This window comes from Chryseobacterium glaciei (assembly GCF_001648155.1).
In the GTDB taxonomy this organism is placed as follows: domain Bacteria; phylum Bacteroidota; class Bacteroidia; order Flavobacteriales; family Weeksellaceae; genus Chryseobacterium; species Chryseobacterium glaciei.
In genome coordinates this window covers 4,193,612-4,207,888 of record NZ_CP015199.1, presented here as the reverse complement: position 1 = coordinate 4,207,888, position 14,277 = coordinate 4,193,612, and the positions used below count along the sequence as shown (strand labels likewise).

Genomic DNA, 14,277 nt, shown 5'->3' with positions numbered 1-14,277 from the left:
GGTTTTTTATAAAATAAGAGTAATGAAGATTAAGGGTTATGCTTTAGGAATTATTTCAGCGGTTTCATATGGTTTGATTCCGATTTTTATCTTGCCTGTGAAGCAAGCACATTTTTCGTTAGATATTACCTTATTTTATAGATTTTTATTTTCAGCTTTAATGATTGGCGGATATTTACTCTATTCTAAAGAAAATCTTTCTATCAATAAAAAAGAAGGATTAATTTTAGCCGCATTGGGAACATGCTATGCATTTTCTTCCGAGCTTTTATTTTTAGGATACGATTATCTCACAGCCGGAATTGCTTCAACCGTACTTTTCATCTATCCAGTCATAGTAGCATTGATCATGTTTTTCTTTTATAAAGAGAAGCTCACAAAACTTTCCATTTTATCCTTATTTTTTGCTTTTACAGGCGTAATTATTTTATGTTTGAAAGGAAAAGGCTTGGAAATCAATTATGCAGGACTTGGAATTGTAATGTTAAGCTCTTTATTTTATGCACTTTACATTATCATTGTCAATAAATCGAATATTAAAGTTTCAGGGTTTAAGCTTTCCTTTTATTCCATGCTTTTTACTTCAGGATTTTTTATGATTAAAGCTTTGGTAGGAAAAGAATCTTTCGAAATTCCATCAACAACTGTTTTTTTTAACCTGACAGTTTTCGCATTTCTTACTACTGTTATTTCAACTTTATGTTTGGTGTATGCGATTAAAAGTATTGGTTCGACTCCTGCTGCAATTTTAGGAGCATTGGAACCCGTAGTTGCTGTGATTGTGAGCGTTATGATTTTTCATGAAAAATTTACCTTTAATTTATTCATCGGAATTTCATTAATTCTTTTTGGAGTCATTCTTAATGTTCTTGCGGGAAATAAAAAAATTGCCCATACATAAACGAATTTTTAGTTTAAAAGATATATAGATATTTTTAGAGCTACATCTTATTTTATCATAATTAGTACTATAGTTTAATTTACAATTAATAAATAATTTCTCAACAATACTGTGAAATATTTATAAATATATTTAAATTTGATAAAACTATATTTCTATGGCTCAATTTATTATTAAGAATATTATGGCAGATATGTTAACTTTATCAGCTGCCGAGATTAATGATCTTCAAACACATGTAGTATCAGGTGTCTTACTATGTGGTTACTATGTAGAAGGTGATACTCCAGATCCAATCGCTTATTTCTTATCAACCACAAGTGCAAGTCCTGACGGTTTTCAAGTTGTAGATATTGGAGGAATAATAAAACTGGAACATCAATTTGATTATATTGATATCCGATATGTTGGTAGTAAATCTGATCCCACTTTTGATAATCGACTGATTATACAAAAAGCCTTAGACACAGGAAAGAACGTTTATATTCCTTACTATGTTTTTATTTCTGACCAAGTTGAAATTAATAGTTCTGGTCAAAAACTCTATGGAAATTATAATGATTCCTTGATAGAAGTTGCGTCATCTGATAGAAATACAATCTACGTTAACGGAGCTTCTTTTATTGAAATTTCAGGAATAAATTTTAGTATTAAAGAGAAATTAGCCCCGATTTCATATAAAGCAATAGTTTACGTCTATAATTCTAATAACTGTACTATAAAAGAAAATAATATACTAGATTTTTCATTCTGGGGTATCGTCCTTCATGACAGTAATTTTAATACAATAGGTCATAATACAATCAAAGATTGCTATTCTAATCGTCAAATGAGCTCTGATATCGCTGTGTATGAAACATCTCAATATAATATTATTAATAACAATAATTGTTTAGGAAAAGTATCTGATAATGGCATTATGATTATTGATCCTTATACAGATAGTAATCCCATAGGAAACCAAATATTAAATAATTTTATTGATGAGCACTACACTAACGGTATCATATGTTATGTTACCCACCCAATAAATACAAAAACAAGAATAATAGGTAACACCATTAAAAATATACAAGGCTATGGGCTAGATTATCTAAGCGGGTGCGGAATATACATCCAATCATTTGCTGGAACAATTATTGAAGACAACATAATAGAAAATTGTTGCGTTAAAACAGGAGATTTTGACACCCAAGTAGTTGGGCATATTGGTATTGCAGCTGGTGATTATAGAGATACAGAAAATATTAATAAAGAACATTTTCCAATCTTGGTTACAAATAATCAGATTATTTGTAATAGAGGTGTTGGAATAAATGTAGCAACATCTCAAAAAAATGTTTCAATAATTAGTAATCATATTATAAACAATGCTAAAGATGGCGCTAGAAGGGAATCCATAAGAGTTATAAATGTCTTAGATATTTCAATAATTAATAATAACATTCAGCATAATGTTTCCGATACCGTAGCAATAGGTCTAAACGCGAGTTTGCATTATGATACCCAAGAAAATATAATTGTAAACAGTGTTATAATTGAAGGTAATTCAGTTGTTTCGAATAATTCATGTCTAGCAATATCTCAGATAGTAGAAGGCAGCTCATATGAAAGAGTAATTATAAATGGTAATAACTTCAATTCAAAATTTACCCAAGCTTCTTTTATAGAAGGCATTATTGGAAGTTTAGTCTTTTCAAATAATATTCTTAAAAGCGAAGAATTTGTTGTTCAGTTTAATAAATGTCAAAACATTAGCATTACTGGAAATACTTTTACAGGAAATCAAAGTAATATTTCACTGGCATTTACAGGTAGTGTTACATCGGGCTTTGCAAACGAATCAAACTTATATAATTGCATGATTGGTAATGATTCTCCTTTAATGAATATTACATTAAGAAAATCATCTACTGTTTATGGAGGTTATCAAAAAGGAGATAGAATAATAAATATTGCTCCATCAATAGGAGATTCAAAGTCTTGGATTTGTACAACAGCAGGTTATCCCGGAACATGGACTAGCGAAGGTATATTATAGAAAAGCTACAACAAACTTTTGACAATTATAAAAGTCAAGATAGTTAATTGGTTTTTACAACATTAAAAAAATTACAGGGTAACAAAAATAATTATTACCCTGTAATTCTTTATATTTCTGCAACATTTATTTTTTACGTTTCTTTTTAATTACAATAAATTTAAAATAACTTTACAAAAAATTTACTGTTGAAAGATCTGCTTCTTATCACTCCGCCTTTTACCCAACTTAACACTCCTTATCCCGCGACGGCTTATATCAAAGGTTTTTTGAATACCAAAAATATTTCAAGCTATCAAATCGATTTGGGGATTGAAGTTATTTTGGAGTTATTTTCAAAAGACGGAATTCAGAAAATTTTCGAAACAGAAATTGATCTTCAAAGCATTTCAGAAAACTCTCAAAGAATTTTTGCTTTAAGAGAAGAATATTTAAAAACAATCGATCAGGTTATTTCATTTTTACAAGGAAAAAATCCTACGTTGGCGAGACAGGTTTGTTCAATGAATTTCCTTCCAGAAGCTTCCCGATTCAATCAATTGGATGATATGGAATATGCTTTCGGAAATATGGGACTTCAGGACAAAGCTAAGCATTTGGCTACCTTATATTTAGAAGACCTATCTGATTATATTGTTGAAAATGTAGATTCAGATTTTGGTTTCAGCAGATATGCGGAACGTTTAGGAAAAAGTGCTAATTCCTTTGATGAATTATATTTAAAACTATCAGATAATCAAACATTTATTGATGATTTTACATTAAAAATTCTTCAAGAGAAAATCGAACTTGTTCAGCCAAAGTTGATCTGTTTTTCAATACCTTTTCCTGGTAATCTATACTCATCTTTCAGATGTGCAAAGTTTATCAAAGAAAATTATCCTCACATCAAAACTGCTATGGGGGGCGGTTTTCCGAATACTGAATTAAGAGAAATCAAAGATCAAAGAGTTTTTGAATTTTTTGATTTTATCACGTTGGATGATGGCGAACTTCCAATTGAATTGCTTCATGAAAACATCAATATTGAAGTTGAAATAGCAGAATTCAAAAGAACTTTTTTAATTGAAAATCAAGAAGTTACTTATAAAAATAATTCCAAAAGACACGATTACAAACAGGCAGATATCGGAACTCCCGATTATAATGATTTACAGTTAGATAAATATATTTCCGTTATTGAAATTGCCAATCCGATGCACAGTTTGTGGAGCGACGGAAGATGGAATAAATTAACGATGGCACACGGTTGCTATTGGGGGAAATGTACTTTTTGTGATATTTCTTTAGATTATATTAAAATTTACGAACCAATTTCTGCAAAAATTCTGGTTGACAGAATGGAGGAATTGATCGCAACAACAGGCGAAACAGGATTTCATTTTGTAGATGAAGCAGCTCCACCCGCTTTGATGAGAGAAGTTGCACTGGAAATTTTACGAAGAAATCTTGTCGTAACTTGGTGGACGAATGTTCGTTTTGAAAAAAGTTTTACGCGAGATTTATGTTTTTTATTAAAACTTTCCGGTTGTGTTGCCGTTTCAGGTGGACTTGAAGTTGCAAGTGACCGATTGTTAAAATTAATCGACAAAGGTATTTCTGTAGAACAGGTTGCCAAGGTTACAAGAAACTTTACTGAGGCAGGAATTATGGTTCATGCTTACCTGATGTATGGCTACCCTACACAAACCATTCAGGAAACGATTGACTCCTTAGAAATGGTTCGACAATTATTCGAAATGGGAATTCTGCAAAGTGGATTTTGGCATCAGTTTGCAATGACTGCTCACTCGCCTGTCGGATTGAATCCCGAGGAATTTGGAGTCACCCCAATCAAGCAGGAAATTTTGTTTGCCAATAATGATATTGATTTTACGGATAAAACAGGAATCGATCATAGCAAATTCAGTTTTGGTTTAAAAAAATCTTTATTCAATTATATGCATGGAATTAATTTTGAAATTCCACTAAATGACTGGTTTGATTTTAAAATTCCGAAAACAACGATTCATCCCGATTATATTCACGATTGTCTTTTAGAAGAAGATGATTTTAAATTTAAAGGAAATTCAAAGATTGTTTTTCTGGATAAAAACGTAATCGCTGAGAATTACATAAAAACAAAAAAGCAGAATTCATGGGCGTATACGCAACTTACGTTCCATTTAAAAACCAATATCGTAAAAATAGATCTTGAGCAAGAAAAAGCAGAATGGCTGATAAAAACGCTTAAAGAAAATTCTACTGATAACGCAAAAAAAATTACACTTCAGCAATTGAAGATTCAGTTTGAAGAAAATTTAGAAGACTTTGAATTATTCTGGTTTTCAAAACCGATGCAGCAATTGAAAGATAATGGAGTTGTTTTGAGTTTGTAATTTTCGGAATTTTTATAAGTTTTGGCTAAAGCCCATTGAATTTATTCTTCTGAAAACGGGCTAAAGCCCATTCCTATTGATAATTTTATTTTTGAACACCATCTTTTACAACCTCTCCTACAGTCACTTTATCTTGAACTTTAATAAAGCTCGGATCCATAATTGCCATTCGTTCTGCGATAGCTTTGTAGGTAGGAAATTTTAGAATTGAAGCTCTTCCAGACATTTCTCTGTAAAGCGTAAAGATCTTTCCGTTGGCTGTTTTAATCTGTTTAGTTGTCGTAATATACTTACCTATATATTTACTTTTTGCATCATAAACTTCAATATCTAAAAAAGATTTCTCATAAACCGTATCATCAGAACCAAAACTTACAGGTAAATTGGTAAAATATCCTACTGGAACTCCATTGCTTAGGATTTCACCAACGTTATTAATCTCAATTTTCAATCTATCAATCTTACTTCTTGTTGTGTAAGCATCTTTGGTTTTAGAATCAAGCTTTCTTTTAGGTGGATTTTTAAAAATTTCATCTAAATTTTTAATATTGATTCCTCTTTCATCGATAATTTTCAATCCTTTTATTGAAGTGTACACTGCCGATTTTTCTTCACCCGAAAATGCAGATGGCGAAATATAATCCAGATCCAGTGTTTTATCTCTGTTGTAAACACGATTGAGGGTAACGTAACTATCTCTTACAGAATCAACTATGCCTTTATCAATAAACTGCATTGTATAAATAGGAGTTTCCTTTAAATCTAAAAAAGTATATTCATTTGATTTATTGGAAATTTTTGCAACATGCACTCCGTCAAGACTTACAATTCCTCTTTTAGTTTTAATACTTTGAGCATTCAGGAAAATACTCAAAATTGTAAACAACATGATCATATTTTTCTTCATAGAATCAGATTTTTACATGACATAAAAAAAGTGTAACCAAAGTTACACTTTCTTGAAAATATATTTAGCTTTTCATTTAATTATTCGCAAAGGATAATTCCTTTATTATGATTAAATTCTACAACACCGCTTTTGATTGAGTAAGAAAAAACAGAGTCTTTCTCATTTTCTTTAGTTAAGTTTTTAGCAAAAGCATTATCAATAGATTGAGCAAAAAGCTTTACTTTACCGCCGATTAAAGAAGAAACAATTCCTGCGTGGTTTTTCATGATGTGAAATTCACCATCTTTTCCAGGCAATAATACTGAGTCTACTTCTCCTTCAAAAACTACGTATTCTGGTGTTAAAATTTTTATATTCATATTTTTTAGGCTTTAGGCTTTAAGCTTTAGGCATAAAGCGTTCAAAAATTTAAGCGTTATCAGCTAACATTTTTTGTCCTGCTGCGATAGCTTCTTCGATAGTTCCTTTCAAGTTGAAAGCAGCTTCTGGTAAGTGATCTAGTTCACCGTCCATAATCATCGTAAATCCTTTGATAGTATCTTTGATATCTACCAATGATCCTTTAAGACCTGTAAACTGTTCAGCTACGTGGAAAGGCTGAGATAAGAATCTCTGAACTTTTCTAGCACGGTAAACAACAGATTTATCTTCTTCAGAAAGTTCTTCCATACCAAGGATCGCGATAATATCTTGAAGCGCTTTGTATCTTTGAAGAATTTCTTTTACTCTCTGAGCACAGTTATAATGCTCTTCACCGATAATTTCCGGAGCCAAGATTCTTGACGTTGAAGCCAATGGATCTACTGCTGGATAAATACCCAATGAAGCAATTTTTCTATCTAATACTGTCGTTGCATCTAAGTGAGCAAACGTTGTTGCCGGAGCCGGGTCAGTTAAATCATCCGCAGGTACGTAAACCGCCTGTACTGAAGTAATTGAACCATTTTTAGTTGAAGTAATTCTTTCCTGCATCGCACCCATTTCAGATGCCAATGTTGGTTGGTAACCTACCGCAGATGGCATACGACCAAGAAGTGCAGATACCTCAGAACCAGCTTGTGTAAAACGGAAGATGTTGTCTACGAAGAAAAGTACGTCTCTACCTTGTCCGCTTTCACCACCATCTCTGTAGTACTCAGCTAATGTAAGACCAGAAAGTGCTACTCTAGCTCTTGCTCCTGGTGGCTCGTTCATTTGTCCGAAAACGAATGCAGCTTTAGATTCTTTCATAACCTCAAGGTCAACTTTAGAAAGATCCCAACCACCGTGTTCCATAGACTCCATGAATGCGTCACCATACTTGATGATTCCTGATTCTAGCATCTCTCTCAAAAGGTCATTTCCTTCTCTCGTTCTTTCACCTACTCCGGCGAAAACAGAAAGACCTCCGTGTCCTTTTGCAATATTGTTAATCAACTCCTGGATCAATACTGTTTTACCTACACCGGCACCACCGAACAAACCAATTTTACCCCCTTTTGCGTAAGGCTCAACTAAGTCGATTACTTTAATACCTGTGAATAAAACTTCTGCAGAAGTTGAAAGTTGATCAAATTTTGGAGCTGGTCTGTGAATTGGAAGACCACCTTCCTTAGAAATATTTTGAAGCCCGTCGATAGCATCACCAACAACGTTGAATAGTCTTCCGTTCACAGCTTCACCGATTGGCATAGTAATAGGATTTCCGTATCCGATCACATCCTGCCCTCTTTGAAGACCGTCTGTAGCATCCATTGCGATACATCTTACAGTATCTTCACCAATATGTTGTTCTACCTCTAAGACTACTTTTTCACCGTTTCCTTTTGTAATTTCCAATGCATCATAAATACTTGGAATTGCTTCCACATCTTTAAATACTACGTCGATTACAGGACCAATAATTTGAGAAATTTTTCCTTTAATTTGGTTTGCCATTGCTAAATTTTTTCTTGGTGCAAATATAATGATTCTTACCAAACCCGCAATTGCTAAAAAAAAGATTTTTATCATGCTTTTCGTATTAAACAAAAGGAATCAGGATTTAGGATTGAGTTGAAATGGTTAGTATCTAAAATTAGAGATTTAGGGTCTATATTTAAATATTTAACAATTAATACTGATATTCATTTAGAATATTTTAAATCAACCTATTTTCAAATTAATAATTTATCGAATTTTCTTATTGAAAATAACTCTTACTATATTATAATAGATCATTTTAAAGGCTTTATATTTGCAGTCAAAATTTTTTCCGTTTTGAAAGTTTTCAAGAATTTTAGTGATTATTCTTCTCAAAAGCCTCTAGCATTGTCTTTAGGTATGTTTGACGGGGTGCATCTGGGGCATAAAAGTATTATCGACGAATTAAAAAAAGTAGGTTCAGAGAACAATTTGGAGACTGCTGTCCTTACTTTTTGGCCACATCCTCGATTTATTTTTAATCCAAATGAAGATCTTAAGCTTCTGAATACCTTGGAAGAGAAAAAATCTTTGATGGAAAAATATGACATTCATAATTTATTCCTTAAAGAATTTGATGAAGAATTCAGAAATCTTACGGGAGAAGAATTCGTTCGTCAGATTTTAGTTGAAAAATTAAATGTAAAGTATTTAATTATAGGTTACGACCATTCTTTCGGAAAAAATAAAAGCGGAAACTTTGAATTGCTTCAAAAATTATCTAAAGAATTAGATTTTGAGGTTGAACAAATGGAAGCCATCAACATTCATGAGAACAATATCAGTTCTACGAAAGTCCGAAATGCACTTTTGACAGGTAATATTAAGGAAGCCAATGAAATGTTGGGTTACTCCTACTCTGTTTCCGGAACGGTGGTTCATGGAAAAAAATTAGGCCGAACCATCGGCTATCCAACAGCTAATATAGGAACTGAAACTATCAAACTTTTACCTAAAAAAGGAGCTTATATCGTTGAAGTTTTAGTTAAAAATCAGCAATACAAAGGAATGTTAAGCGTTGGTACGAATCCAACTGTGAATGGAGAAAAATTAACTGTAGAAGTTTATATTCTTGATTTTGAAGGAGATATTTATGATGAAAATATCACAGTCAAATTCAGAGATTTTCTTCATGAGGAAATTAAATTCGAAGGTCTTGAAAAATTAGTTGAAAGGTTAGATGAAGATAAAAGATTAACGGAAGAGTTTAACTTTTAAAGTAAAAACTGTTTCACACATTAGTATGAAACAGCTCATTGATAGATTTTATTTTAGTATTTTTAAATAGACTTTTTGTAGTTCTCCATTTAATTTCACATTGGGAAATTCTTTATCGTGGTCTATATAAATGTCTCTTTTTTCACCTGCTTTACCATTTCCGTCAGAATCCCATTCTATAGAAACATAATATTTCATGCGTTCTGAAGTTTTTTTATCAATACGATTTGCAGCATCTTCTGGCACAGGCATATTAATAATAAAAGGAACTGATGTTTGTTCATACTCTTTTTCCGTAATTAATGTAGCCGGTGAATCGGCTAGCAGAGGATCATGACCATATAAACTTACCTTTAGTTTTGGATTTTTAATGGTAAAATTATCTGTACCCGTAAATTCTAATTTTAAAATTTTCTGGTTATCAGGTAGACTTGATTTTTCAGATTTTGCTTCAGTATCAGAAAGCGGTTTTTTTTCATTTTTATTACAACTGAATAATGTTACCGATAATACTCCTGCAGCTATTAATACTTTAATATTTTTTATCATTTGTATTTATTTTTTATGAATATTGTTTTAAAGCAATTAATAACAAATTTAATGCCTTTAAAAAAAAATAAATTTATTTTTTCACTAAATACAAAAACTCAAAATCCTAATAATCAACAACTAATTTCTTTTTAATGAATGGATTTCCTATTATTTATAGTTTTTAAGTAAAATCATTAATTTCACTTTGAGCCTTTTTAGTTAAAGATTTAAATACTAAATCATATGAATGGTCTATTAATTTAAAAATCAAATCTCTTTTTAATCCATCTACTGAAACCGAATTCCAATGCGTTTTATTCATATGAAATGCGCCTGTGATTTGTGGATACTGCTCGCGAAGCTCTGCACTCCATTCGGGATCTGTTTTTACATTGATTCCTAAAGGCTGTCTTTCGAGCCCCATTAATAAGAACATTTTTGTTCCTACTTTCATCACAAGTGTTTCATTGTCAAAAGGAAAAGTTTCTGTAACTCCTTTTTTTGCTAGGCAATAATCTAGTATTTCGTTGGCATCCATGAATTATGAGTAATTAGTAATGGGTAATAAGTAATATTTTTTACTTTGCTTCAAATTTAGTAAATTTAAGAAAGAAACATCATCCACCTTAAAATATTTAATATGAAAGCTTTGGTAATCGGCGCTACAGGTGCTACAGGAAAAGATTTGGTAACTCAGTTACTTAACGATAAAGATTTTGAAGAAGTAAATGTTTTTGTGAGAAAACCTATTGATATTCAGGATAATAAACTGAAAGTTCATGTCGTTGATTTCGAAAAACCTAATGAATGGAAGGATTCTGTAAAAGGTGATGTTGCTTTTTCGTGTCTTGGAACGACTTTGAAAAGTGCAGGAAGCAAAGAGGCTCAAAGAAAAGTCGATTTCGATTATCAATATGAATTTGCAAAAGCAGCGAAAGAAAATGAGGTTGATGATTACGTTTTAGTTTCCGCTTACGGAGCCGATTCTAAGTCTAAAATTTTCTATTCAAAAATGAAAGGAGAGCTCGAAGAAGCTGTAAAACAGTTACATTTCAATAAAATTACAATCTTCAAACCCGGAATGTTGGAAAGAAAAGATTCTGAAAGAACCGGAGAAGTTTTAGGAAGCAGAATTATAAAATTTGCGAATAAATTAGGGCTTTTGGAAAGTCAGAAACCGCTTCCGACAGATATTTTAGCCAAAGCGATGATTAATTCTGCTAAAATAAAAAGTAATGGCTATTCGAGTATTAAGTTGGGAAATATTTTTTGCTTTGCGGAGAAGAGTAATGAGTAGAATAAAACGCTTAGACTCCGCTCAGCGTAACATTTCTAATACTATTTGTATAATTTGAATGTGTTACGCTGAGCGGAGTCGAAGTTTTTTATATTGCTTAAAATTTAAGAAAACTCTTCTTTTAATTTCTTAGAAATATCTTCAACTATAGGCTTATCTTTTATTTTATCGTAAGTATTTTTTGCTTTTTTGATAAGCTTTTCATCATTTTTACTTTTCCCAACTTTTATCTGAGATAAGGCATAAAGAGCCAAATAGTTATCATCTTTTTTATAAGTAGAATATACATCTTCAAGATAAGGTAAAGCCTCTTCATAGCTACCTTTCAGACTATACAACATTCCATACATATACTTTCCGTCATCCTTCATTCCACCTGTATTTTTATATAGGTCTTCAGCTTTCTTTAGATTTTCAAGTCCTTTATCGTAATCAGCCAACATTATAGAAGTATTGGCAATTCCATAATATCCTTCAGGATCTGTTGGGAAATATTTTACCATTTCTTCATATTTTTTTCTGGCTTCATCAGCTTTTCCAAATCTCATGAATTCAATTGCAAGATTCTGTTTAAATATCGGCGCTTTATTTTGTGCTAAACTATCTGCAACATAATAATATGCAATAGCATCCTCATGCTTGTCCTGTAATCTTAAAAGATATCCCGCCAAGAAAAAAGCATCACAATATTTGGGATCTTTATCTGTAGCCAAAACAAGAATACGAGTTGCTTTTTCGTAAAACTCGGGATATTGAAGTGCTTTTATACCTAACTCAAAATTCTTTTTTGATTCAGCTTTTTCAGGGGTACAATAATTTGTTTTTCCTAAAAAATAGCTGTCTTGTGAAAACCCTTTAATAGAAAAAATCAAAATAAAAATGATTAATAGTTTTTTCATAGTTTTAAAAATAAAAAAAAGTGGATGAAAAACATCCACTCTGCAAAAATATATTTTTTTAATCTTATTTCAAATATTTTGTAATCGCCTGATCAGTAGGTTTTGTAGTACTGATAAAACTATCAACCAATTTACCGTTTTCATCAATTAAAAACTTTGTAAAATTCCAAAGGATGGTTGTATTTTTTACTCCGTTTAAATCTTTTTCAGTTAAATATTTAAATATTGGTGCAGTATCATCACCTTTCACTGAAACTTTTGCAGCTAGTGGAAATGTTACTCCATAATTTTTTTGACAAAAAGCACCGATCTCAGTATTTGTTCCTGGTTCCTGTCCTCCAAAATTGTTTGCTGGGAAACCTACAATTACCAATTTATCTTTATATTCTTCATAAACTTTCTCAAGATCAGCATATTGTGGAGTAAATCCGCATTCTGAAGCTGTATTTACGATAAGGATTTTCTTTCCTTTGAAATCTGCAAAGTTGATCTCTTTACCTTCTTCCAGAGCGTTAACTTTGAAATCGTATATTGTTTTTCCCATAAGTTCGTTGGTTTTAGTTTTAGACAATTCACTTTTTTGGTTGGTGCAACTTTGTAGAAATGCTACGAAAGAAAGCATCAATAAGAAAACCTTTTTCATTTTAGTATATTTTATTTTCTTTAATTAAAACTTAAAAATATTCGTAGGAAATACTTTATTGATGTCAATTTTATTGATTAACATTACATAATCTCCGTCTTTTTTCGCGCTTGAGGATTCTATTCTGAAAGGCATTACCAGGTTTCCAACTTTCTTATAATCAGAGTAGCTTACTGTTTCATCTTTCTTGATTTCTTTCAAAAGCATGTATGTTTTGGTGTCGAAATAATAGTAATTTTTATTTACGTTTTTCGTCAATTCAACTTTATGACAGTAAATTTCTCCGACTTTTTCTTTTCCTAAATATTTTGCATCAAAACCTTTATTTTCCCAGTCTATGAAATCGTTATCGAAACTTTCGGGCACATAATTCGGATATTCCTGAACTTTGTTGGTTGCATAGTTCATTGCATACCCTTTGTTTCCGTCGTAGCCTTCAATGGCTGTTTCTTTATTGTTTATTGTAAGAACGGTTTTGGTAAGATTCGGACGCTCCTGAAAAATTTTAATCGGATATTCGTCTTTAATTCCTAAGACTACTTTTCCCTGAAGTAATACTGAATTTAACAGTTTCCAATTGGTTAATCCTCCGGATAATTCGATGTTTTTTTCTATGATTTCCTTTGCCGTCTGTGCAAAAAAAGTTTGCGAATAAATCAGGACGAATACTAAAAGTAATTTCTTCATTAATTCAATTTATAAATTCAAATATAAGGCTTTAAATAATTTACCAGTGTATCAATCTAGTAATTTACCAATTATTCTGATATTATTTTTCTGGCTTTCTCAAGATCTTCCGGTGTATCAATTCCAACTCCGACAAAATTGGTTTCTATCATCTTGATTTTCATACCATATTCTAAATAACGGATGCATTCTATCTTTTCTGATATTTCCAACGGTTTCATTTCTAATTTTGAAAACTGAAGTAAAGCATGTTTTCTGAAAGCATATACGCCAATATGTTTAAAATATTTTACATCATAAGAAATCTCCCTGTGAAAAGGAATCACGGAACGGCTGAAATACAAGGCAAAACCACTGTTATCTGTAATAACTTTCACGTTATTTTGATTTTCGATCTCTTCTTTTTCAGTCAGTTGTATTTTTAATGAAGCTAAAGAGATTTCCTGATTTTCATCTTCTCTAAAAACTTCAATTAATTGTTTTAAAGGCTCTAATTTAAGAAACGGTTCGTCACCCTGAACATTGATAACGATATCACAATCAATATCTTGTACGGCTTCTGCAATTCTATCGCTTCCTGTTTCGTGTTGTCCTGTCATGACAGCTTTTCCGCCGTTATTTTCAATTTCATTAAAAATAATTTCAGAATCGGTGGCAACAAAAACTTCGTCGAACAAACCTGTTTCAACAACATTTTTGTACGTTGTTGTAATTACAGTTTTCTCGCCTAAAATCTGCATTAATTTTCCGGGAAAACGGCTTGCTTCGTAACGTGCAGGAATAACAGCGATGATTTTCATAAGGTAAAATCGTTATAAGTTGTTAATTATG

The 14,277-nt window shown here is 31.6% G+C and carries 14 protein-coding genes; 5 read left to right on the top strand and 9 right to left on the bottom strand.

The features are described 5' to 3' along the window. The first annotated feature begins 22 nt into the window (after positions 1 to 22). The 3 genes from A0O34_RS18980 (at position 23) to A0O34_RS18970 (ending at position 5,320) form a co-directional block, all read left to right on the top strand. A complete protein-coding gene (locus tag A0O34_RS18980; protein WP_066758297.1) occupies positions 23 to 901 on the top strand; it encodes a DMT family transporter in 879 nt (292 codons plus the stop codon). A gap of 157 nt (positions 902 to 1,058) precedes the next feature. After that, positions 1,059 to 2,942, top strand: a complete 1,884-nt coding sequence (locus A0O34_RS18975; RefSeq protein ID WP_066758295.1) for a right-handed parallel beta-helix repeat-containing protein — start codon at positions 1,059 to 1,061, stop codon at positions 2,940 to 2,942. Positions 2,943 to 3,130: 188 nt separating this feature from the next. Next, positions 3,131 to 5,320: a B12-binding domain-containing radical SAM protein gene (locus A0O34_RS18970; protein WP_066758293.1), complete on the top strand. Its 2,190-nt coding sequence runs from the start codon at positions 3,131 to 3,133 to the stop codon at positions 5,318 to 5,320. An 85-nt stretch (positions 5,321 to 5,405) separates the two neighbouring features. Here the strand turns inward: A0O34_RS18970 and A0O34_RS18965 are convergent, their stop codons facing one another. The 3 genes from A0O34_RS18965 to atpD form a co-directional block, all read right to left on the bottom strand. Beyond that, on the bottom strand, positions 5,406 to 6,227 hold the full coding sequence (locus tag A0O34_RS18965) for a hypothetical protein (protein WP_066758291.1): 822 nt from the start codon (positions 6,225 to 6,227) through the stop codon (positions 5,406 to 5,408). 80 nt (positions 6,228 to 6,307) lie between these two features. Continuing rightward, entirely contained in the window at positions 6,308 to 6,589 is a 282-nt protein-coding gene (locus tag A0O34_RS18960) for a FoF1 ATP synthase subunit delta/epsilon (RefSeq protein ID WP_066758288.1), read from the bottom strand. A 49-nt stretch (positions 6,590 to 6,638) separates the two neighbouring features. Beyond that, a complete protein-coding gene (gene atpD / locus A0O34_RS18955) occupies positions 6,639 to 8,147 on the bottom strand; it encodes a F0F1 ATP synthase subunit beta (protein WP_066759831.1) in 1,509 nt (502 codons plus the stop codon). Between the two features lie 321 nt (positions 8,148 to 8,468). On the opposite strand from atpD, the gene A0O34_RS18950 reads away from it, so the two are divergent. Next, entirely contained in the window at positions 8,469 to 9,389 is a 921-nt protein-coding gene (locus A0O34_RS18950) for a bifunctional riboflavin kinase/FAD synthetase (RefSeq protein WP_066759830.1), read from the top strand. A 48-nt stretch (positions 9,390 to 9,437) separates the two neighbouring features. On the opposite strand, the gene A0O34_RS18945 is transcribed toward A0O34_RS18950, so the two are convergent. After that, positions 9,438 to 9,938, bottom strand: a complete 501-nt coding sequence (locus A0O34_RS18945; protein WP_066758286.1) for a hypothetical protein — start codon at positions 9,936 to 9,938, stop codon at positions 9,438 to 9,440. Between the two features lie 163 nt (positions 9,939 to 10,101). Continuing rightward, complete coding sequence (locus A0O34_RS18940; RefSeq protein WP_066758275.1) at positions 10,102 to 10,458, bottom strand: MmcQ/YjbR family DNA-binding protein; 357 nt, start codon at positions 10,456 to 10,458, stop codon at positions 10,102 to 10,104. 102 nt (positions 10,459 to 10,560) lie between these two features. On the opposite strand from A0O34_RS18940, the gene A0O34_RS18935 reads away from it, so the two are divergent. Next, positions 10,561 to 11,217 carry an NAD(P)H-binding protein gene (locus A0O34_RS18935; RefSeq protein ID WP_066758272.1) on the top strand — a complete coding sequence of 219 codons (657 nt, stop codon included), beginning with the start codon at positions 10,561 to 10,563 and terminating at the stop codon, positions 11,215 to 11,217. Between the two features lie 104 nt (positions 11,218 to 11,321). Here A0O34_RS18935 and A0O34_RS18930 read toward each other — a convergent pair whose 3' ends face one another. From A0O34_RS18930 to kdsB, 4 genes are all read right to left on the bottom strand, one after another. Further along, positions 11,322 to 12,116 (bottom strand): tetratricopeptide repeat protein, encoded by a 795-nt coding sequence (locus A0O34_RS18930; RefSeq protein ID WP_157886068.1) that lies wholly within the window; start codon positions 12,114 to 12,116, stop codon positions 11,322 to 11,324. Between the two features lie 64 nt (positions 12,117 to 12,180). Then, entirely contained in the window at positions 12,181 to 12,759 is a 579-nt protein-coding gene (locus tag A0O34_RS18925) for a glutathione peroxidase (RefSeq protein WP_066758267.1), read from the bottom strand. Between the two features lie 24 nt (positions 12,760 to 12,783). Continuing rightward, positions 12,784 to 13,446 carry a histidine kinase gene (locus tag A0O34_RS18920; protein WP_066758265.1) on the bottom strand — a complete coding sequence of 221 codons (663 nt, stop codon included), beginning with the start codon at positions 13,444 to 13,446 and terminating at the stop codon, positions 12,784 to 12,786. Between the two features lie 71 nt (positions 13,447 to 13,517). Then, positions 13,518 to 14,246 (bottom strand): 3-deoxy-manno-octulosonate cytidylyltransferase, encoded by a 729-nt coding sequence (gene kdsB / locus A0O34_RS18915; RefSeq protein ID WP_066758255.1) that lies wholly within the window; start codon positions 14,244 to 14,246, stop codon positions 13,518 to 13,520. Positions 14,247 to 14,277: the final 31 nt, after the last annotated feature.